19 protein-coding genes and 1 pseudogene are annotated in these 18338 nt (G+C 74.8%); 8 read left to right on the top strand and 12 right to left on the bottom strand.

Annotation, left to right across the window (positions count from 1 at the left end):
* The first annotated feature begins 70 nt into the window (after positions 1–70).
* Positions 71–340 carry a DUF2277 domain-containing protein gene (locus AB0K03_RS05475; protein ID WP_364680874.1) on the top strand — a complete coding sequence of 90 codons (270 nt, stop codon included), beginning with the start codon at positions 71–73 and terminating at the stop codon, positions 338–340.
* A 3-nt stretch (positions 341–343) separates the two neighbouring features.
* Here AB0K03_RS05475 and AB0K03_RS05470 read toward each other — a convergent pair whose 3' ends face one another.
* On the bottom strand, positions 344–1069 hold the full coding sequence (locus tag AB0K03_RS05470) for a hypothetical protein (protein ID WP_364680873.1): 726 nt from the start codon (positions 1067–1069) through the stop codon (positions 344–346).
* 83 nt (positions 1070–1152) lie between these two features.
* On the opposite strand from AB0K03_RS05470, the gene AB0K03_RS05465 reads away from it, so the two are divergent.
* Both AB0K03_RS05465 and AB0K03_RS05460 read left to right on the top strand, forming a co-directional pair.
* A complete protein-coding gene (locus AB0K03_RS05465) occupies positions 1153–1518 on the top strand; it encodes a metalloregulator ArsR/SmtB family transcription factor (RefSeq protein WP_364680870.1) in 366 nt (121 codons plus the stop codon).
* Positions 1515–2147, top strand: coding sequence for an SRPBCC family protein (locus AB0K03_RS05460; RefSeq protein ID WP_364680868.1), 633 nt, complete (start codon positions 1515–1517; stop codon positions 2145–2147). The genes AB0K03_RS05465 and AB0K03_RS05460 overlap by 4 nt, the downstream gene beginning before the upstream one ends.
* Positions 2148–2149: 2 nt before the next feature.
* On the opposite strand, the gene AB0K03_RS05455 is transcribed toward AB0K03_RS05460, so the two are convergent.
* From AB0K03_RS05455 to AB0K03_RS05440, 4 genes are all read right to left on the bottom strand, one after another.
* The gene (locus AB0K03_RS05455) at positions 2150–2710 is read right to left on the bottom strand and encodes a sigma-70 family RNA polymerase sigma factor (protein ID WP_364680866.1); all 561 of its coding nucleotides are present in this window, start codon (positions 2708–2710) and stop codon (positions 2150–2152) included.
* A complete protein-coding gene (locus tag AB0K03_RS05450; protein ID WP_364680864.1) occupies positions 2707–3471 on the bottom strand; it encodes a YcnI family protein in 765 nt (254 codons plus the stop codon). Before AB0K03_RS05450 ends, AB0K03_RS05455 begins: the two co-directional genes overlap by 4 nt.
* A gap of 88 nt (positions 3472–3559) precedes the next feature.
* Positions 3560–4879: an ATP-binding protein gene (locus AB0K03_RS05445; protein WP_364681716.1), complete on the bottom strand. Its 1320-nt coding sequence runs from the start codon at positions 4877–4879 to the stop codon at positions 3560–3562.
* A gap of 40 nt (positions 4880–4919) precedes the next feature.
* A complete protein-coding gene (locus tag AB0K03_RS05440) occupies positions 4920–5615 on the bottom strand; it encodes a response regulator transcription factor (RefSeq protein ID WP_364680862.1) in 696 nt (231 codons plus the stop codon).
* Positions 5616–5737: 122 nt separating this feature from the next.
* Here AB0K03_RS05440 and AB0K03_RS05435 point away from each other — a divergent pair, with 122 nt between their 5' ends.
* The 4 genes and pseudogenes from AB0K03_RS05435 to AB0K03_RS05420 all read left to right on the top strand — a co-directional run.
* Positions 5738–6886 (top strand): sigma-E factor regulatory protein RseB domain-containing protein, encoded by a 1149-nt coding sequence (locus tag AB0K03_RS05435; protein WP_364680860.1) that lies wholly within the window; start codon positions 5738–5740, stop codon positions 6884–6886.
* The gene (locus AB0K03_RS05430) at positions 6883–7815 is read left to right on the top strand and encodes an ABC transporter ATP-binding protein (RefSeq protein WP_364680859.1); all 933 of its coding nucleotides are present in this window, start codon (positions 6883–6885) and stop codon (positions 7813–7815) included. Before AB0K03_RS05435 ends, AB0K03_RS05430 begins: the two co-directional genes overlap by 4 nt.
* Positions 7802–8647: an ABC transporter permease gene (locus tag AB0K03_RS05425; RefSeq protein WP_364680856.1), complete on the top strand. Its 846-nt coding sequence runs from the start codon at positions 7802–7804 to the stop codon at positions 8645–8647. The genes AB0K03_RS05430 and AB0K03_RS05425 overlap by 14 nt, the downstream gene beginning before the upstream one ends.
* 29 nt (positions 8648–8676) lie before the next feature.
* A pseudogene (locus AB0K03_RS05420) lies at positions 8677–8898 on the top strand (LuxR C-terminal-related transcriptional regulator); the annotation flags it as partial.
* Between the two features lie 72 nt (positions 8899–8970).
* Here AB0K03_RS05420 and AB0K03_RS05415 read toward each other — a convergent pair.
* From AB0K03_RS05415 to AB0K03_RS05390, 6 genes are read right to left on the bottom strand one after another with little or no spacing between them, the layout of a single operon-like run.
* Positions 8971–9693, bottom strand: a complete 723-nt coding sequence (locus AB0K03_RS05415; RefSeq protein ID WP_364680854.1) for a GntR family transcriptional regulator — start codon at positions 9691–9693, stop codon at positions 8971–8973.
* Positions 9680–10621: a tryptophan synthase subunit alpha gene (gene trpA, locus AB0K03_RS05410; protein WP_364680852.1), complete on the bottom strand. Its 942-nt coding sequence runs from the start codon at positions 10619–10621 to the stop codon at positions 9680–9682. The genes AB0K03_RS05415 and trpA overlap by 14 nt, the downstream gene beginning before the upstream one ends.
* A complete protein-coding gene (gene trpB / locus AB0K03_RS05405) occupies positions 10618–11811 on the bottom strand; it encodes a tryptophan synthase subunit beta (RefSeq protein ID WP_364680849.1) in 1194 nt (397 codons plus the stop codon). Before trpB ends, trpA begins: the two co-directional genes overlap by 4 nt.
* Positions 11812–11871: 60 nt before the next feature.
* Complete coding sequence (locus AB0K03_RS05400; RefSeq protein ID WP_364680846.1) at positions 11872–13125, bottom strand: tyrosine-protein phosphatase; 1254 nt, start codon at positions 13123–13125, stop codon at positions 11872–11874.
* Between the two features lie 14 nt (positions 13126–13139).
* A complete protein-coding gene (locus AB0K03_RS05395; RefSeq protein WP_364680844.1) occupies positions 13140–14348 on the bottom strand; it encodes a tetratricopeptide repeat protein in 1209 nt (402 codons plus the stop codon).
* Positions 14345–15814 carry an ATP-binding protein gene (locus AB0K03_RS05390; protein WP_364680841.1) on the bottom strand — a complete coding sequence of 490 codons (1470 nt, stop codon included), beginning with the start codon at positions 15812–15814 and terminating at the stop codon, positions 14345–14347. Before AB0K03_RS05390 ends, AB0K03_RS05395 begins: the two co-directional genes overlap by 4 nt.
* Positions 15815–16118: 304 nt before the next feature.
* On the opposite strand from AB0K03_RS05390, the gene AB0K03_RS05385 reads away from it, so the two are divergent.
* The gene (locus tag AB0K03_RS05385) at positions 16119–17414 is read left to right on the top strand and encodes a sensor domain-containing diguanylate cyclase (protein WP_364680839.1); all 1296 of its coding nucleotides are present in this window, start codon (positions 16119–16121) and stop codon (positions 17412–17414) included.
* On the opposite strand, the gene AB0K03_RS05380 is transcribed toward AB0K03_RS05385, so the two are convergent.
* Positions 17411–18313 (bottom strand): aminoglycoside phosphotransferase family protein, encoded by a 903-nt coding sequence (locus tag AB0K03_RS05380; protein WP_364680837.1) that lies wholly within the window; start codon positions 18311–18313, stop codon positions 17411–17413. The two genes, AB0K03_RS05385 and AB0K03_RS05380, sit on opposite strands and share 4 nt — an antisense overlap.
* Positions 18314–18338: the final 25 nt, after the last annotated feature.

Raw genomic sequence — 18338 nt, 5'->3', positions numbered from 1 at the left:
GAAAGGTACCCGGCCGCTGCGGGCGTTCTCCGCCCCCGGCGGCGGCCTCACCGCGACTAGTCTCGGTCGCATGTGCCGAAACATCCGTCAGCTGCACAACTTCGAGCCGCCGGCCACGCCCGACGAGGTGCACGCCGCCGCGCTGCAGTACGTCCGCAAGGTCGCCGGCGCCACCAAGCCGTCCCAGCGCAACCAGGCCGCCTTCGACAAGGCGGTGGCGGCTGTCGCAACCGCGACCGCCGCGCTGCTCGACGAGCTCGTGACCACCGCGCCGCCCAAGGACCGCGAGGTCGAGGCGGCGAAGGCCAAGGAGCGCGCCCGCATCCGGTACGCGTCCTGACCCTCAGCCCCGCCGGATCGTGGCGCCGCGCAGCGTCAGGTACCACGGGGAGCCGGTGAACCCCGGCCCGGTCTCCTCACCGATGTACGCGTCGATGTGCTTGCTGCCGCCCAGCCCGGGCGTGAACTCGTCGGTGACCGTCCACCGCGCGTCCCGCAGTGCGGCGCACACCTCGGCCGCCGGGCGCGAGCCGTCCTCCGCGTGGCCGCAGCCGGCGATCCGGAAGCGCGCGCCCCGGGGCAGCACGCCGGGGTCCGCGGCAGCGGAGACGAACGGGCGCAGCGTCCGCCCGCCGGTGTCGCGCGGCCGGGTGTCGAGCCAGAAGCCGATGTCGTACGACCAGTTGAGGTAGGTGCCGGCGGCCGTACGCCCGGTGCCCTCCTCCTGCACCGCCGCGACGAAGTCCGCCTTGTAGCGGCCCAGGTCGTCGTCGCCGTGCACGCAGTCGAGGCCCCGGCAGCCGGTGACCTGCTCCGGCTCGCCCGAGTGGTGGTCCTCCACCGCGGTGTAGTACACGGTGATCTCCCAGCCGCCGGTCAGCACGGGCGCTGTCACCACGGGGAGCCGCAGCTCGGGCGCGCTGCTGGACACCGGCGGCCGGCTCACTGCCGGGCTCACCGCCGGGCTGGCCGACGGGCTGGCCGACGGGCTCGGGGACGCGGCCGGCCGGGCGGCCTCCGTACACCCCGCCAGCAGCAGCAATGCCGTCACCGCGGCGGCCCGTCGCACCGCCCGAGTGTGTCAGCCACCGCGCCCCGCCGGTCTTTGTTTCAATGTTGCCTTATATAAGGCTGGCCTGATAGCTTCGCCGCGTGCACGCGTTCGACGTGCTCGGGGACCCGGTCCGCCGCCGCATCCTGGAGCTGCTCGCCGACGGCGAACAGTCCTCGGGCGCCGTCACCGAGGTGATCCGGGCCGAGTTCGGGATCTCCCAGCCCGCCGTCTCCCAGCACCTGCGGGTGCTGCGCGACAACGGCTTCGCCACCGTGCGCCCCGACGGCGCCCGGCGGCTGTACGCGGTGGACGACACCGCGCTGCGTGAGGCCGACGCCTGGCTGAATCGGTTCCGGCGGTTCTGGACGCCGCACCTCGACGCGCTGGCCACCGAGGTGGCCCGCGGCAAACGGCAGCGGCGCCTCGCCGCCCGCGACGACGACACCACGGGAGAGCACCCATGATCGATGTGAAGCAGCAGATCAGCGACGTCCGCCGCTGGGTCGGCGACCGCACGCTCGAGGCCGGCGAGGCCCGTGTCCTGACGATGACCCAGGTCTACGACACCGACCAGGCCGACCTCTGGGACGCCGTCACCACCGCCGAGCGCATCCAGCGGTGGTTCCTGCCGATCAGCGGCGATCTGCGCGAGGGTGGCAGCTACCAGTTCCAGGGCAACGCGGGCGGCACGGTCTCGCGCTGCGACAGGCCGAACGGCTTCTCCGCGACCTGGGAGTTCAACGGCCAGGTCAGCTGGGTCGAGGTGCGGCTGACCCGCGAGGGCGACGGGCGTACGCGCTTCGAGCTGGAGCACGTCGCGCACGTCGCCGACGAGTTCTGGGACCAGTACGGCCCCGGCGCCACCGGTGTCGGCTGGGACGGCGCGTTCCTCGGCCTCGCCAACTACCTGAACGACCCGTCCGCGGCCCTCGACCCGGAGGCGGCGATGGCGTGGGCGCTGTCACCGGAGGGCAAGGAGTTCCACCGGCTCAGCGCCGACTCGTGGGCCGAGGCCGCCGTCGCCGCCGGGGAGGAGCCCGAGCAGGCACGGGCGAGCGCCGACCGCACGTACGGGTTCTACACCGGCTCCTGACCTCATCCGGACAGCCGGCGGCCCGCCCGCTCGTCCGCGAGGAGCGTCACCAGGTCCTCGCGGGCGCGGGCGACCCGGGACCGGATCGTGCCCACCGGACAGTCGCACACCTCGGCAGCCTCCGCGTACGACAGCCCGAGGATCTGCGTCGCCACGAACGCCTCCCGCCGCTCGGGGGACAACCCGCCGAGCAGGTCCCGCACGGCCAGGTCCTCCTCGAAGCCGCCGCGCCCGGCCACGGTCGCGGCGTCGGCGGCGGCCTGCCAGTCGGTCACAGCGGCGATCCGGGGCCGGGCCATCGCCGCCCGGACGTGGTCGGCGGCGACCCGCCGGGCGATCGTGAACAGCCAGGTGCGGGCGCTGGAGCGGCCCGCGAAACGCGGCAGGCTGCGCAGCGCGCGCAGGTATGTCTCCTGGGTCAGGTCCTCCAGCTCGGCCGGGCCGGCGAGGTGGTGCAGGAACCGCCACACCTCCCGCTGGGTGGCCCGGACGAACGCCGCCGCCGCGTCCGCGTCGCCGCGGCCGGCGGCGAGCGCCCACCCGGTCACTTGATCGCCGGTCACTCCTGGGCGGTGGCCGCGGCGGGCGGCGCCGCGGCGGCGGTCCCGGCAGCGGCCCGGCGGTACGCCAGCAGCCCCAGCACCAGCGCGGCCAGCCCGAGCACGATGCCGGCGACACCCGTCCAGGTCCCGCCGCCGTCACCGTCCTCGTCGTCGTCGGCCGCGACAGCGGCCGCGGAGGGTCCGGCTGCCGCGGCCGGCGCGTCGGTGCCCGCGGCGCCCGCGGCGCCCGCGGCGGTCAGCTTGAGCACCGGCGCCGGCTTCTCCGCTTCGGTGCCGTCGGTGGCCGGCTCGTCGATCCACCGGACGATCGTGCCGTCGGAGTACGTCTGCAGCGCCTTGAACACCACCTGGTCGACCTGCGGCAGCGGGCCCAGCGACACGTCGAACTCCTGGAACTGCCCCGGCTTGATGGCGGCGTCCCCCACCGCCGTCCAGGTGATCTTCGTGACGGCCTCGCTGATCTGCGTGCCGTGCGCCTCGATCGGCTTGGCGAGCTTCGACTTCTGCGCCGCCATGGTCCACCCCGCGACGGGCTTCAGCGACACGGACGCGAACGGCGTGTCGGCCGGCAGGTTCACCTCGACCTTGGTGGTGCTCGTGGCGTCGGACTCGTTCGGCACCCGGAAGGTGACCTTGGCGTAGCCGCCCTGGGTCGCCGTGCCCGGGTTGACGGTCACGTGCGCGGCGGCGGGGGCCGCCAGGGCCAGGGTGAACAAGGCGGCCACGCCGCCGGCCACGGCCGAACGCTTCAACAGGGACATCTCTCGCCTTCCGACTGGACGACAGCCCGGCCGGGGCGCCGGGCACGGTCATTGGTCGGCACCCCGCGGGGAAAAGTTCCCGCGAAGATCAGGCGGCGGGCAGGCGTACCTCGGCGCAGAGGCCCGGCGGCGGCGTCGTCCCCTTGAGCACGACGGTGCCGTGGTGGCGGCGTACCAGCTCACGCACGATCGCCAGGCCGAGCCCGGAGCCGCCGGCGTCGCGGGCGCGGGCGTCGTCCAGGCGGGTGAAGCGGTCGAAGACCCGCTCCCGGTCGGCCGCCGGGATGCCCGGGCCGTCGTCGGCCACCGCGATCTTGCGGTACGCGCCGTCCGACGCGACCGTGAGCCGCACCGACGACGCGGCATGGCGTACGGCGTTGTCGAGCAGGTTCGCGACCACCCGGGCCAGCGCGTCGCGGTCCCCGGCCACCCGCAGCGGGACGGCGGGCCGCTCGTACTCCACGGCCGGGTAGCGGGCCGCCACCTCGGCGAGCAACTGGCCCAGCTCGACCTCCCCGGAGGGCGGCGGGGTGGCGCGGGTGCCGCCGTCGTCGGAGCGGGCGAGCAGCAGCAGGTCGTCGACCAGGCGGCTGAGCCGTTCCACGTCCGTCAGCAGGTCGCCGGCCAGCTCCGGCCAGTCGGTGGTGTCCGGCAGCCGCTGCGCGACCTCGAGCTCCGTGCGCATGTTGGTCAGCGGGCTGCGCAGCTCGTGCGCGGCGTCCGCGACGAAGGCCCGCTGCCGCACGCGGGCCGCGTCGAGGCGGTGCAGCATGCCGTTGAGGGTCACGGCGAGGCGGTGGATCTCGTCCCGCGAGTCCGGTACGGGCAGCCGCCCCGGCCGCGCGCCCCCGGTGATCTCCTCCGCGCCGGCCCGCAGCGCCTCGACCGGGCGCAGGGCGGCGCCGGAGACCCGCCACGCCACCAGCGCCAGCAGCGCCACGAGCGGCGGGAACGTCACCAGCAGCGTGGTACGCAGCAGGTGCACGCTCTGGGTCAGGTCGCCGGTGGGCCGCGCGACCAGCACCGTCACCCGCGCCTCGGCGGGCCCTGCCGCCAGGGCGACGACGCGGACGCGCCCCTGCAGCCCGATCCGGTCGCCGGGGATGAACATGCCGTCGCCGTCGGCCAGCGACGCCAGCTCACGCGGATAGAGGATGGGCACGAGCCGGTCGGCGCCCGCGGACACCGACAGCACCCGGTCGTCGGCGTCGACCACCTGCACGCGTACGGAAGGAGCAGCCGGCACCGGGTCCGACAGCGACCGGGTGTTCACGAGCCCGGCCACCGCCTTCGCCGTCTCGAGGGCCTCGGTGTTCGCGGTGCGCAGCAGCGTGAAGTTCATCGTCGCGACCAGCAGCACGCCGCCGGCGGCCAGCCCGACCGCGAGCACGACCACGGACACGAGCAGCAGCCGCGCCCGCAGCCCCAACCGGCGCAGCCACGCCACGCTAGGCCCCCGCGGCGTCGCCGGCGGCCCCCGCCGGGTCCACCGCGGCCAGCCGGTAGCCGGCGCCACGGATCGTCTCGAGGCGCTCCCGCCCGATCTTGCGGCGCAGGTAGCCGACGTACACCTCGACGGCGTTGGCCGCGGTCTCCACCGCCGCGTCCCACACGTGGTCGAGCAGCTCGGTCTTGGAGACGACCTCGCCGGGACGCCGGATCAGATACTCCAGCAGCGCGAACTCCCGCGCGGTCAGCACCACCTCGGCACCGGCGACGGTCACCCGGCGCAGGGCCGGATCCAGCTCGACGTCGCCGTGGCGCAGCACCGCCGGGCGTTCCGGGGTGCCCCGGCGCAGCAGCGCACGCAGCCGGGCCAGCAGCACCACGTACGAGAACGGCTTGGTGAGGTAGTCGTCGGCGCCGCAGTCCAGCCCGTCGGCCTGGTCGTACTCGCCGTCCTTGGCCGAGAGCATCAGCACCGGCAGCCACTTCTGCTCGGCCCGCAGCTGCCGGACGACCCGGTAACCGGACAGCCGCGGCAGCATGACGTCCAGGATCATCGCGTCGTAGTCGCCGTGCCGGGCCAGCTCCAGCCCGTCCTGCCCGTCGCCGGCGACGTCCACGGCGAACCCCTCGGCCTGCAACCCCCGCTGCAGCGCGGCCGCGAGCCGCGCCTCGTCCTCCACCACCAGCAACCGCACCCCCATACCTTGGCATGCCCGGCCCACCCGCGTCCGTGGGGGAGAATCCCCTAGGTGGGTTTCTCAGCGGCGTCACAGCACGCCCGGAGCACGATGGCTGCAGACAACGGGAGGTGGACATCGTGAGTGTCTTCAGGTCGAGGCCGGCGCTGCGCTGGCTGGTTCCGACGGCCGCGGCGGTCGTCGTCATCGGGGGTGGCGCCGCGGCGGGCACGATCGCGGCGAGCGCGGATCCGACGTTGCCCGAGCGCAGCGCGGCGCAGCTGCTCGTCGACGTGCAGAACGCCAAGGTCGAGGGGCTGTCCGGCACGATCGTGCAGACCGCGGACCTGGGGCTGCCGTCGCTGCCCGGGGTGACCAGCGGCGGGGCCGGCAGCGCCGAGCTGATGAAGCTCGTGGCCGGCAGCAACACCGCGCGGGTCTGGTACGCCGGGGAGGACAAGGTCCGGCTCGCCGTGCTGGGCACGCTCGGTGAGACCGACGTGATCCGCAACGGCTCGGACGTGTGGCTGTGGCGCAGCAACGCCAACTCGGCCACGCACTTCACGCTGCCGGCGGACGCGAAACAGAAGCGGCACACCACGCTGCCGCAGGGGGTGCCGTCGACGCCGCAGGAGGCCGCCGACGCCGCGCTCGCCGCGATCGACCCGACCACGGCGGTCACCACGACCGGCGCGGCCAAGGTCGCCGGGCGCGACGCGTACGAGCTGGTGCTCACGCCGCGCGACACCGCGTCGCTGGTCGGGCAGGTGCGCCTGGCGATCGACGCCGAGCAGCACATCCCGCTGGGCGTGGACGTGTACGCCAAGGACGCCACCAGCCCCGCGGTCCGCATCGCGTTCCAGCAGGTGAGCTTCGCGACGCCGGACCCCGAGCAGTTCACGTTCAACCCGCCGCCGGGCACGAAGGTGGAGACGCCCAGCCAGGCGGACATCCAGAAGGAACAGCAGAAGGCGATCCAGGAGCACGAGAAGGCGCTGAAGAAGGGGCCGGGCGGCAAGCCGCAGGCGCCGGAGGGCACCAAGGTGGTCGGCACGGGCTGGACGTCCGTCCTGGTCGCGAAGCTGCCCGCCGGTGACGCCGGCAAGCAGGAGGCGGGCGGCGTGCAGCAGCTCGACGCGATCTCCGGCGCCCTGCCGAAGGTCAGCGGCGCCTGGGGCAGCGGCCGGCTGCTGCAGAGCGCGCTGTTCAGCGCTCTACTCACCGACGACGGCCGGGTCCTCGTGGGTGCGGTCGCTCCGGAGAAGCTGTACGAGGTAGCGGGTCAGTGACCGACCTCGCGGTCGCCTCGCAGGGGCTGACCAAGCGGTTCGGCAGCCAGGTCGCGGTGGACGCCGTCGACCTGGCTGTCCCCCGCGGCGCGGTGTACGGCTTCCTCGGCCCGAACGGCTCCGGCAAGACCACCACGATCCGGATGCTGCTCGGGCTGATCAGCCCCACCGCCGGCGGCCACGAGCTGCTCGGGGCCGCGATGCCCGGCCGCGCCGCCGACGTGCTCCCCCACGTCGGCGCGCTGGTCGAGGGTCCGGGGTTCCACCCGTACCTGTCGGGGCGGGACAACCTGCGCCGCCTCGACGCCGCCGACCGTACGGCCGAAGCCCGCACCTCGGGCGCGCGCATCGACGCCGCGCTGGACCGGGTCGGGTTGTCCGCGGCGGCCGGCAAGCGTTACCGGCTGTACTCGCTGGGCATGAAGCAGCGGCTCGCGATCGCGGCGGCGCTGCTGCAGCCGCGGCAGCTGCTGGTGCTGGACGAACCGACGAACGGCCTCGACCCGCAGGGCACCCGCGAGGTGCGCACGCTGGTCGGACAGCTCGCCGCGGAGGGCGCGACGGTGCTGCTCAGCACCCACCTGCTCGCCGAGGTCGAGCAGGTCTGCACCCACGTCGGGGTGATGCACCGGGGCCGCCTGGTGGCCCAGGAACCGCTGGCCGACCTGCGCTCCGACGCGGCGCCGCGGGCCCGGGTGCTCACCGACCAGCCGGGCGAAGCGGCCCGGGTGCTGCGCACGCTGGGGCTCACGGAGATCGCCGAGAGCGCCTCGGAGGCCTCCGGGCAGCTCGGCGCGGTGGCCCCGGAGAAGGTGGTGGCCTCGCTGGTGCACGACGGGGTGGCCGTACGCGGCTTCAGCGTCGAGGCGCCGAGCCTGGAGGACGTGTTCGTCCGCCTCACCGGGAGAGGGTTCGATGTCTCAGGTTGACGTGCGGCGGCGGGTGTCGTCCCGCTTCCTGGCCTCCGAGCTGCGGCTGATCGCCGTACGCCGGCGCAACCAGGTCGGCCTCGCGGCGCTGGCCGCCGTACCTGTGGTCCTGGCCGTGGCGATGAAGGTCGCCACCCCGGAGGGGCCCGACCGGGGTGACGGCCCCAATTTCTTCTCCCAGATCCTCGGCAACGGGTTCTTCGTGGCGCTCGCCGCGCTCGGCGTCGAACTGACCCTGTTCCTGCCGATCGCGGTGGCGATGCTCGCGGGCGACGCGGTCGCCGGCGAGGCCAACCAGGGCACGCTGCGCTACCTGCTGGCGGTCCCGGTGGATCGCACCCGGCTGCTGGCCGTCAAGTACGCGGGGATCGTCATGGGCGCGTTCGTGGCCCCGCTGACGGTGGCGGTGTCCGGGCTGGTCGTGGGCCTGCTGCTGTTCGGCGGCGGGAACGTGACGACGCTGTCGGGCACCCAGATCGGCCTCGGCACGGCACTGCTCCGGCTTCTGCTGGTCTGCCTGTATCTGGGGGTGTGCCTGTCGGCGCTCGGCGCGATCGGGCTGTTCCTGTCCACGCTGACCGAGCAGCCGATGGGCGCCACGATCGCGCTGGCCATGCTCACGGTGACGAGCTGGATCCTCGGGCAGATCCCGCAGCTGGACTGGCTGCATCCGTACCTGCTGACCCGGCACTGGACGGACTTCGGGGAGCTGCTGCGCGATCCCGTGTCGCCCGGGGCGCTGACACCGGGGCTGCTGAGCGCGGGCGCGTACATCCTGGTGTTCCTGTCGGCGGCGTGGGCCCGGTTCGCCGGCCGCGACGTCACGAGCTGAGCGACCACGTCGCCGACCCGGCCGCCGGCCCTCGCCGCGACGGGGCCCGCGCCCGCCTGACCCGGCTCACCGACCGCGAACGCGACGTCGCCGTCGCGCTCGGCAAGGGCTGCTCCAACGCGGAGATCGCCCGGGACCTCGGCATGAGCGTGGCAACGGTCAAGGGTCACGTCTCGCGGTTGCTGACGAAGCTGGACCTCAACAACCGGGTGCAGATCGCCCTGCTGGTGCACGACGCGGAGCTGCTGTGACAAGGCGCCCCGGCCGACGACGTCGCGGGCGGCCGTCCCAGGATCGGCCCGGCTGCTGCGGACCGGTCCCGGTCAGCTGTCCTGACGGGTCCACTGCATGGAGATGCCGGTCGCGGCGCGTTCCGTGCGGATCTCCATGACCGAGCCGAGGATCGTCGCGCGGTCGAAGAGGATCGGGCGGTCGTCGAGGCCGTACGTGACGCGCTCCGACACGAACACCGGCTGGCCCGGGGGCTGGTGCAGGTGCGCGGCGGTCGCCTCGTCGAGCAGCGCCGGGCGCAGCGCCTCGGAAGCGCGGTGCACGACGATGCCGTGCGCGGCGAACACCGCGTACAGGGACGCGCCGCTGTAGTCGAGGTCGTCGAGGGGCAGGCCGGGCCGGCCGGGGGCCCAGGACAGCTGGTGCACGGCCGGGCGCCCGGACAGCAGGCGTACCCGTTCGAGCCGCAGCACGCGCCGGGTCGCGGGCACCTGCAGGTGCGCGGCGATCGCGGCCGGTGGCCGGCGCAGCTCCTGGCCCAGGATGAGGGTGGTGACCTCCTGGCCCTGCGCCCTCAGGTCCTCCGCGAGCCCGCGCAGCGAGTCGAGCCGGTACATCAGCCGGGGGGACGCGACGAAGGTGCCGCGCCCCGGTTCCTGCGAGACCAGGCCGTCGTCCTCGAGTTTCTGCAGCGCCTGGCGGAGCGTCGCGAGCGTCACCCCGTACCGGGCGCTGAGGATCTTCTGCGGTGGCAGCATCGTGCCCGGTGCGAGCTCGCCGGCGCGGATCTTCGCGGTCAGGTCATCGGCGATCACCTGATACTTCGGCGTACGGCGTTCCAGAGGACACCCCCAGGTCGAGTGCGGTGCGCAGGGCGGCGACGGTGACGCGCAGTTCGTCCGGTACGGCCCCGTCCAGCACCCTACGCATCAGCGCCGACGCGACGATCACCCCGTCCCCGGCGCGTCCCGCCTCGGCCGCCTGCGCCGGCGTCGACACCCCGAACCCGATCAGCACGGGCAACGCCGCCGGCGTGGCCTGCGCAGTGGGCGGCGCGGGCGCAGTGGGCGGCGCGGGCGCAGTGGGCGGCGCGGGCGCAGTGGGCGGCGCGGGCACAGTGGACGGCGCGGGCGGCGGTTCGGGCATGCTTCGGGCGTTCGTGCCGGCCCGGCGGACGCGCCGGACCAGGTCGGCCGCTGTGGACGCCAGGGCGTCGCGTTCCCCGGTGGTTCCCATGACGCTCACCGCGTACACGAAGCCCCGGCTCCTGCGGCAGATCTCCCGCAGTCGGGCCTCCGGGGTCGACGGCGCGGCCAGCAGGATCAGGTCGATGCCGGCTTCGGCCGCCGCCGCCTCCAGCGGCGGAGACTCCTCCAGCGGCAGGTCGGGCACGATGAGGCCGCGGACGCCGGCCGCCGCCAGGCGGGGCGCGCCGAGGCGCAGGGCCAGGTTGGCGTACGTCATGACGATCAGCGGGACCGTCAGCCGGCTCGACACCGCCGCGAGGTCGGCGAGGATGCCGCCGGCCGTGGCGCCGCGGGCGAGGGCCCGGTCGGAGGCGCGCTGGATGGTCGTGCCGTCGAGCATGGGGTCGGAGAACGGCAGGCCCACCTCGATGGCGTCCGCGCCGGCGTCCTGGCACGCGACGAGGTAGTCGGTCCAGTCGTCGGTGATGCCGCCCGTGACGTAAGGGATGAGCAGTGGCCGCCCGGCGGCCCGCAAGGTGGCGCCCAGCGTGCTCATCCGAGGGCTCCCGTCAGCGCGGCCATGTCCTTCAGCTGGAGCATGTCCTTGTCCCCGCGGCCGGACAGCGTCAGCAGCACAGTGGAACCGCGGGGCAGCTCCCCCGTCCCGGCCGCCCGCAGCACCCAGGCCACCGCGTGCGCGGACTCGAGGGCGCAGATGATGCCTTCCGCGCGGGCCAGCCGGCGGACCGCGGTCAGCACCTCGTCGTCGGAGACGGTCACGTACTCGGCGCGGCCCGTCGTGCCCAGCTGGGCGTGCTCCGGGCCGACGCCCGGGTAGTCCAGGCCGGCCGCGATCGACTGTGCCTCGGCGATCTGGCCTTCCTCGTCCTGCAGCACCATCGAGCGGGAACCGTGCACGACGCCCGGGGTGCCGTACGTCATCGCCGCACCACCCGCCGCCTCGACGCCCACCAGACGCGCGCCGGTGCCGACGAAGCCCGCGAACGTCCCGGCCGCGTTCGAGCCGCCGCCCACGCAGGCGACGACGACGTCCGGGACGCCGGCGGGAAGCTCCGCGGCGCACTGCCGCCGCGCCTCCTCGCCGATGACCCGCTGGAATTCCCGGACCATCCACGGGTACGGGTGGGGCCCGGCGACCGACCCGAGGCAGAAGTGGGTGTCCTCGACCGCGGAGACCCACTGCCGCAGCGCCTCGTTCGTGGCGTCCTTGAGGGTCCGGCTGCCGCTCGTGACCGGCACGACCTCGGCGCCGAGCAGCGTCATCCGGAACACGTTCAGCGCCTGGCGCTCGATGTCCCGCTCCCCCATGTAGACGGTGGCGCGCAGACCGAAGAGGGCGGCGGCCGTGGCGGTGGCGACGCCGTGCTGGCCGGCCCCGGTCTCGGCGATGAGCCGGGTCTTGCCCATCCGCCGCGCGAGCAGCGCCTGGCCGAGCACGTTGTTTATCTTGTGCGACCCCGTGTGGGCGAGGTCCTCGCGCTTGAGCAGCAGCGTGACGCCGAGCTCGGCCGACAGGTTCCAGGCCGGGGTCAGCGCGGTCGGCCGGCCCGCGTAGACCGTCCGGAACGTGTCGAGCCGGCTCCGGAAGGCGGGGTCGGCCCACGCCTCGCGGAACGCCTCCTCCAGGGCCGCGCAGGCCGGGACCAGCGCCTCGGGGACGAACCGTCCGCCGAAGTCACCGAAGCGACCCACCGAGGCGGGATCCCGCATCGTGCTCACCGTCATCGCGACCCTCCAGAGTTCTAGAACTTGGCCACCAGCATGCCATAACTCTGGAGCAGAGTTCTATAACTCTTGGGGTTCCGTGGGCCGTGGCAGCCGGGCCAGCAGGTACGCCTGCGGCAGATGTTCTGCCAGGCCCTCCTGATCCGGCGCGCGCACCGACTCGAGGCACAACTCGAATCCCGCCTCGCGCAGCATGCCGGCGACCTGGCCGGGCCGGCGGCGGTGGAAGGTGATGTCGCGTACGTGGCGTGCCTCGTCGCCGACCTGGAAGGCGAGGAAGGCGTACCCGCCGGGACGCAGGACCCGGCGGAACTCGGTGAGGGCCGCGGAGACCTCCTCGTCCGGGAGGTGGATGATCGAGTACCAGGCGACCACCGCGGCGAGGGTGGCGTCCGGATGGGCGAGGGCGGTCATCGTGCCCGTGCCGAAGGTGATGGACGGATGGTCACGGCGGGCGATGGCGACCATCTCCGGTGACAGGTCGATGCCGGAGACGTCCAGCCCGAGGCCCTTCAGGTACGCGGTGATCGTGCCGATGCCCGAGCCCACCTCGAGGACCGGGCCCGGTTCGGCGCGAACGAGCTCCGCGAAGCCGGCGAGCATGGCGCGTTCCCACACGTGGCGCGCCCCGGCGTCACCGAACAGGCCGGCGTACTCCGCGGCGAAACGGTCGTAGCCGTCGCGGGTCTCGGCGAGGTACGCGGGCTCGCGGAGGCGGGTGCGCACCGCGTCGATCTCGTCCTCCGTGATGCCGATCCGCCGCAGGTACGCGTGGACCCCGCCGTACGCGTCGTCCAGATGATCCAGCGTGTTGCGCATCGTGGCAGCCGGGGAATCCGCCGTGAGCGCGTAGTCCTCGGCGATCACATCGGGCGCGACACCGGCGACGCCGAGGGCCAGGGCGACGAGGACCCCCGTACGGTCACGGCCGCCGTGGCAGTGCACGAGCACGGCGCCCGGCGGCGCCTCGGCGATCGCGCGGAAGGCCGCCGCGACGCGCTGCTGGTTGTGGTCCAGCAGCGGGCCGTACGAGTCGTCGGGATATTCGTACGTGATGACGTCGAGAAGCACCGACGCGTGCACGTAGCCGGGATCCCCGGCGAACGGGCTGGGGCGGGCGTCGCGTTCGGTGTCCCGGCGCAGGTCGACGACGCGGCTGACACCGGCCGCGCGGACCCCGGCGATGCCGTCCGGGGTGAGCCCGGCGTGGTGGCCGGAGCGCAGCAGGGCGCGCGGGCGGATCGCCGAGCCGTCCGCGGTGGGCAGCCCGCCGAGGTCACGGGCGTTGCGGCAGCCGGGCCAGTCGAGGTTCACCGTGCACTCCGTCCTTACCGGTCCGTGGGTGGTCGCCGGGGTTCTCGCGGGTCGGCGGGATCCTTGCGGGTGGTCTCCGGCTCGTTCCAGGCCTCGCGGAGCTCCCGCTTCGTGTCCTGCCACCACTTCTTCAGCTCCACGCGGAAGTTCTTGAGGTCCCGCCCGAAGGCCTTCACCGCGTGCAGGTAGCCCGGGTCGTCCAGCCGGGCCCCGAGCAGCTCGGCGAAGCCGCACGCCCACAGCACCGGCACCGCCGCCAGCGGCGGCAGTGTCAGCCACCAGACGCCCGTCGCGGCGTACGCGAGCAGCAGCGCCACCATCACCGCCACCGTGACCGCCCCCGCGAGGGTGGCCCGGCGCAGCAGCCACGGCACCAGGCGCAGGCAGCGCCACGGCAGGCGGCCGGCCGGAATCAGCACGCGGACGGCGAAGCCGGCGACGACCGCCGCGACCAGGGCCGCGAGCACGCGCGCCGGCAGGGCCGCCGGGCTCCACGCGGTCGCGACCACCGCCCCCGCGGTGACGAGCAGGACCGCGACGGAGAACCAGCGGCGCAGGGCGCTGAGCAGGCTACGGATCGGCCACGTCATCGAGATCACGTCGGGGCGGGCCGGGTTCTCGCGGGCCACGTCGCGCAGGGCGCGCATCGAACGGCGGACGCGCAGCCGTTCCGCGTCGAGCATCGCGAGCAGCCAGCGGCCGTACGTGTTGCCGGGGTCGAGGGCCAGCGCGGCGCGCGCCGTACGCTCGGCCTCGTCGCGGTTGCCCGCGTCGCGTTCCACGTCGGCGACCGTGAGCAGCGCCTCGACCGACTGCGGGGCGAGCGACTGGCCGTGCCGGGCCGCGTCGCGGGCCGCATCGAACCGCCTGGCCGAGGACAGCGCGCGGGCCAGGACCAGGTGCCCGCCCGGGTCGTGCGGGCGCAGCCGGATCGCCTCGCCGGCGGCCGTGATCGCCTCCTCGTCGCGGATGAGGGCGATCAGCGACTCGGCGCGCTCGGCGTGGGCGTCGGCGAGGCGCGGATTCACGGCGACGGCCGCGTCGCAGGCCCGCAGCGCCGCGGGGTAGTCGCGCTGCTGGCGCAGCACGTAGCCGAGCAGGGTGAGCAGGTCGGCGTCGCCCGGCTCGGCGGCGAGGGCCGCACGCAGCTTCGCCTCGGCGTCGCTGTGCCGGCCGACCTCGGCCAGGTGCCGGGCCTGACGGTACGCGTCGAGCCCGGTCACAGGAGCTTGCGCTGCTTCAGGTACGCCGCGAGGTCGTCGTAGTCGCCGCTCGCGTTGCCGAACAGGGCCACGTTGCGCGCGGTCGCGAACCAGGCGTCCGTGGACGGGCGTACCTCGCGCACGGCCGCGACCATGTCCGCCTGGCCGATCATGCGCACCTCGCCGGTGCTGATGGCGTCGCGCATCGCGTACTCGGCGGCGGTCTCACAGACGTGGGCCAGGTCGGCGCCCGAGTAGCGGTCGGTGGCGGCGGCGAGCGGGGCCAGGTCGATGCCCGCGACCGGACGGTCCCGCAGGTGATACTCGAGGATCGCGGCGCGGGCCGGCTCGTCGGGCGGCAGCACGAGCAGCGTCCGGTCGAGCCGTCCGGGCCGGCGCAGCGCCGCGTCGATGTCCCACGGCGCGTTGGTCGCGGCGAGCACGAACAGCCCGTCGTTGTTGCCGTCGACCCCGTCCAGCTCGGTGAGCAGCTGGTTGACCAACGTACGCAGCGCCGACGAGCCCAGCTGGCTGCGCTTGTGCCCGAGCGCGTCGATCTCGTCGAGGAACAGCACGCAGGGGGCATGCCCGCGCGCCGCGCTGAAGAGGTCGTGCAGGTTGCGCTCGGAGCTGCCCACCCACATCGCCAGCACATCGGTGATCGACAATGACACGAAGGCGGCGCCCATCTCGCCGGCCACGGCCCGCGCGAGGAAGGTCTTGCCGCAGCCGGGCGGCCCGTACAGCAGCAGGCCACCGCGCAGGCTCTTGCCGAACAACGTGCGCAGCTTCGGGTTGCGCAGCGGGCCGAGGAACGACAGCTCGAGCCGCTTCTTGACCTCGTGCATGCCGCCGACGTCGGCGAGGGTGACGGTCGCCCGCTCGATGTCGAACGCGCGGTCACCGTGGCCGCGGACCGGCTCGGGCTCGCCGGAGGAGGAGGCGGCGAAGCGCGGCGGGACGACGCCCTCGAGCTCGCTCTCGAACGCCGCCCAGTCGACCCCGCCGCCCGCCGGGCCGCTCGCTGCCGGGCCGGGCGCTGCCGGGCCGGGCGCTGCCGGGGACGGCGGCCCAGGAGGCGGCGTCGGGGGCGCACCGGACGGCGGCGCGGAGGGGGGACCGGACGGCGGGGCCGGCGCCGGGCCGGGTGGCGTGGAACCGGAACCGCCCGCCGGACCGGTCACCGCCGGGCCCGGCGCGGGGTCGCCGGGGGCGGCCAGGCCGGCCGGATCGGCGGGAGCAGCCGGGCCGGCCGGGTCGGCGGGAGCGGCCGGGCCGGCCGGGGATCCGGTACCGAGGGCGGCGGCCATGATGCGCCGGGCCGCCGCGTCGCCCGGGTCGCGGGCCAGGAGCTGGGCGGCGTGCCCGATCGCCTCGGCGGGCCGGCCGACGGCCACGAGCAGCTCGGCGAGGTGCTGCCGCAGCGGCAGGTCGTCGGGCCGCGCGCCGACCGCCGCGGTCAGGCTGTCGATCAGGGCGTCACTCATGAGACGCGATTATGCCCGCGCCCACCCACAATCCCGACGCCCCGCCGGTCCGTCGGACGGTCCCGCGGCCGGCCCCGCTTCGATCCGGAGGCCCCTCGCGCCGCCGGCCCGCAGGTCCGGAAGGCCGCCGGCGCGCAGGTCGGGAGCGCCGCCGGCCCGCAGGTCCGGAACGCCGCGGGCGGCGAAGACCCCCCGGCAGCGTCAGTTTTCGGCGCACCTTTCTTGAGTGCACGGCGGTCCGGCCGAATGGGAGGGCTGTCGACCCGCGACCGCGGCGTACCAGGACAGGACGAGGGACTGCACCGTGAGCCATCCGACGATCTCGAGGACCGCACGGTTCGCGCGCGGTGACGGCAGCCGCCCGCCCCGGTGGCGCGTCCCGGTGTACGTGGTGGCGCTGACCGCGGTCATGTACGCGACCGGCTGGGGCGCCCTGCTCGCCGTCCTGCACGTGGCCGTCGTGGCCGCGTACGTGCACCGGTGCGGATCCCGGGCCTGGAAGCCGGCGGCCGTCGCGGTGGTCGCGGCCGTGGGCGCCGCTCAGGCGCTGGTCGCGGGCGGGGTGCTGGGCAGCCGGATGGACGTCGTCCAGTCGCACGTGCTGGCGGCCCTGGTGGCCGCCGTGGTCGTCGCGGCCGCGCGGACGCTCGGCGGGTTCGCCGAGGCCCGTGAGCTCGCCGAGGAGGCGGCGCGGCGCGGAGCGGAGCGGTTCCGGGCGCTGGTCCGGGACGGCTCCGAGGTGATCACGATGTGTGACGCGACGGGCGACGTGACGTGGGTGAGCCCGGCGGCCCGCCCGGTGCTCGGGTACAAGCCGGAGGAGCTGCGCGGGCGGGTGCTGCGGGGGCTGTTCCACCCGGAGGACGAGGCCGCCTCGGCGGAGTTGTTCGCGCGGCTGCTCGCCTCGGACAGCACCGTGGAGCACTCGGCGGAGCTGCGCGTACGGCACGCGAACGGGTCGTGGAACTGGCACGAGATCGTCGCCCGCAACATGCTGGCGCACCCGTCGGTGCAGGCGATCGTCAGCCACCAGCGGGACATCACCGACCGGCGGGCCGCGCAGGACCGGATCGCGTACGCGGCCTCGCACGACGCGCTGACCGGGCTGGCGAACGGCCCGACGCTCGAGCGGGACCTGGCGCGGGCGCTGGCGCAGGGCACCCGGTACCAGCATCCGGTGGCGATGCTGCTGTGCGACCTGGACGGCTTCCGGGCGGTCAACGACACGTACGGCCACGACGTCGGCGACCGCCTGCTGCAGACCATCAGCGGCGTCCTCAAGCGCACGACGCGCGAGACGGACACGGCCGGCCGGCTGCGCGGCGACGAGTTCGGGGTGGTCCTGACGCACGTCCGCAGCGCCGACGAGGCGATGGGTGTGGCGCGCCGGATCATCGAGGGCGTCGCGGCCAGCGCGTCGGTGGCCGGCCTGCGGCTCGAGGTGGGCTGCAGCGTCGGCGTGGCGCTGGCGTACCCGGGCGGCACGGACGCGAGGACGCTGATGCGGCACGCGGACCGGGCGATGCACCGCGGCAAGAACGCGGGCCGCGACACCGCCACCCTCTACGTCCAGGACGAGATCGGCGCCCCCTGGGCCTAAGCCAGCCGGGGTCGCAGGGCGAGGGCCACCTCGAGCGCGCGCCCGGGCCGGGGCACACCACCGTCGGCGTTCCACACCTCCGACAGCACCGCCTGCGCGAAACCCCAGGCCACGACGCGGTCGAGCGGTATGCCCAGGCCGTCGGCGAACTGTTCGAGGCGGCGCGGGAGCAGCCGCAGCGTGGGTTCGTCGCCGTCGAGCGGGTTGTAGAGGGCGGGCCCCAGCTCCGCGCCGGGGTCGCCGGCCACGCCGTGCGGGTCGATCGCGAGCCACGGCTCGCGCTCGGCGGCGAGGACGTTCTCGTGGTGCAGGTCGCCGTGCAGGACGGCGCGTTCGGTCGCTGAGGCGCACAAGTCGGCGTGCAGGCTCATCGCCTGGTCGACGAGCCCCGGCGGGAAGGGGTCGCGGCCGCGGTAGCGCTCGCGGTGCCCGGCGAAGTTCTCGAGGCGTCGTTCGAGCGGTTCCAGGTCGGTGCCGGGCGGCGCGGGCCGGTGCAGCCGCCGCATGGCGGCGATGAGGATCGCGGTGGCCTGCTCGTCGTGCTCCTGCACGAGGGTCCGCAGCGTCGTGCCGGGTTCGGCGCGCTCGATGAGCAGGGCCCCGCGGTCGTCGTCGCGGCGCAGCAGCCGCACGGCGCCGGCTCCGCCGAACGCCTGCAGCGCGGTCGCCTCGCTGCTCAGGTGCCCGGATTCGGGTACGCCGAGCTTCAGCACCGCCGCGGAGCCGTCGGCGCGGCGCGCGGGCGCCACCCAGTTGAAGCTCAGCGGGTACGGGTCCCCGACGGTGAGCTCCCACTCGCGGGCGACGGCGGTGACGAGGTCCGGCAGCGCCGCCAGCCATCGGCGGCCGGCGTCGCCCCAGGCGCTGGTGACGTTGCGGGTGAAGACGGCGGGGTGCACGCCGGACAGTCTGCCGGACAACGGA

It is taken from the genome of Actinoplanes sp. NPDC049316 (assembly GCF_040677315.1).
In the GTDB taxonomy this organism is placed as follows: domain Bacteria; phylum Actinomycetota; class Actinomycetes; order Mycobacteriales; family Micromonosporaceae; genus Actinoplanes.
Note: the sequence above shows the minus strand (reverse complement) of the source record. Positions and strands in the feature narration are given on the sequence as shown.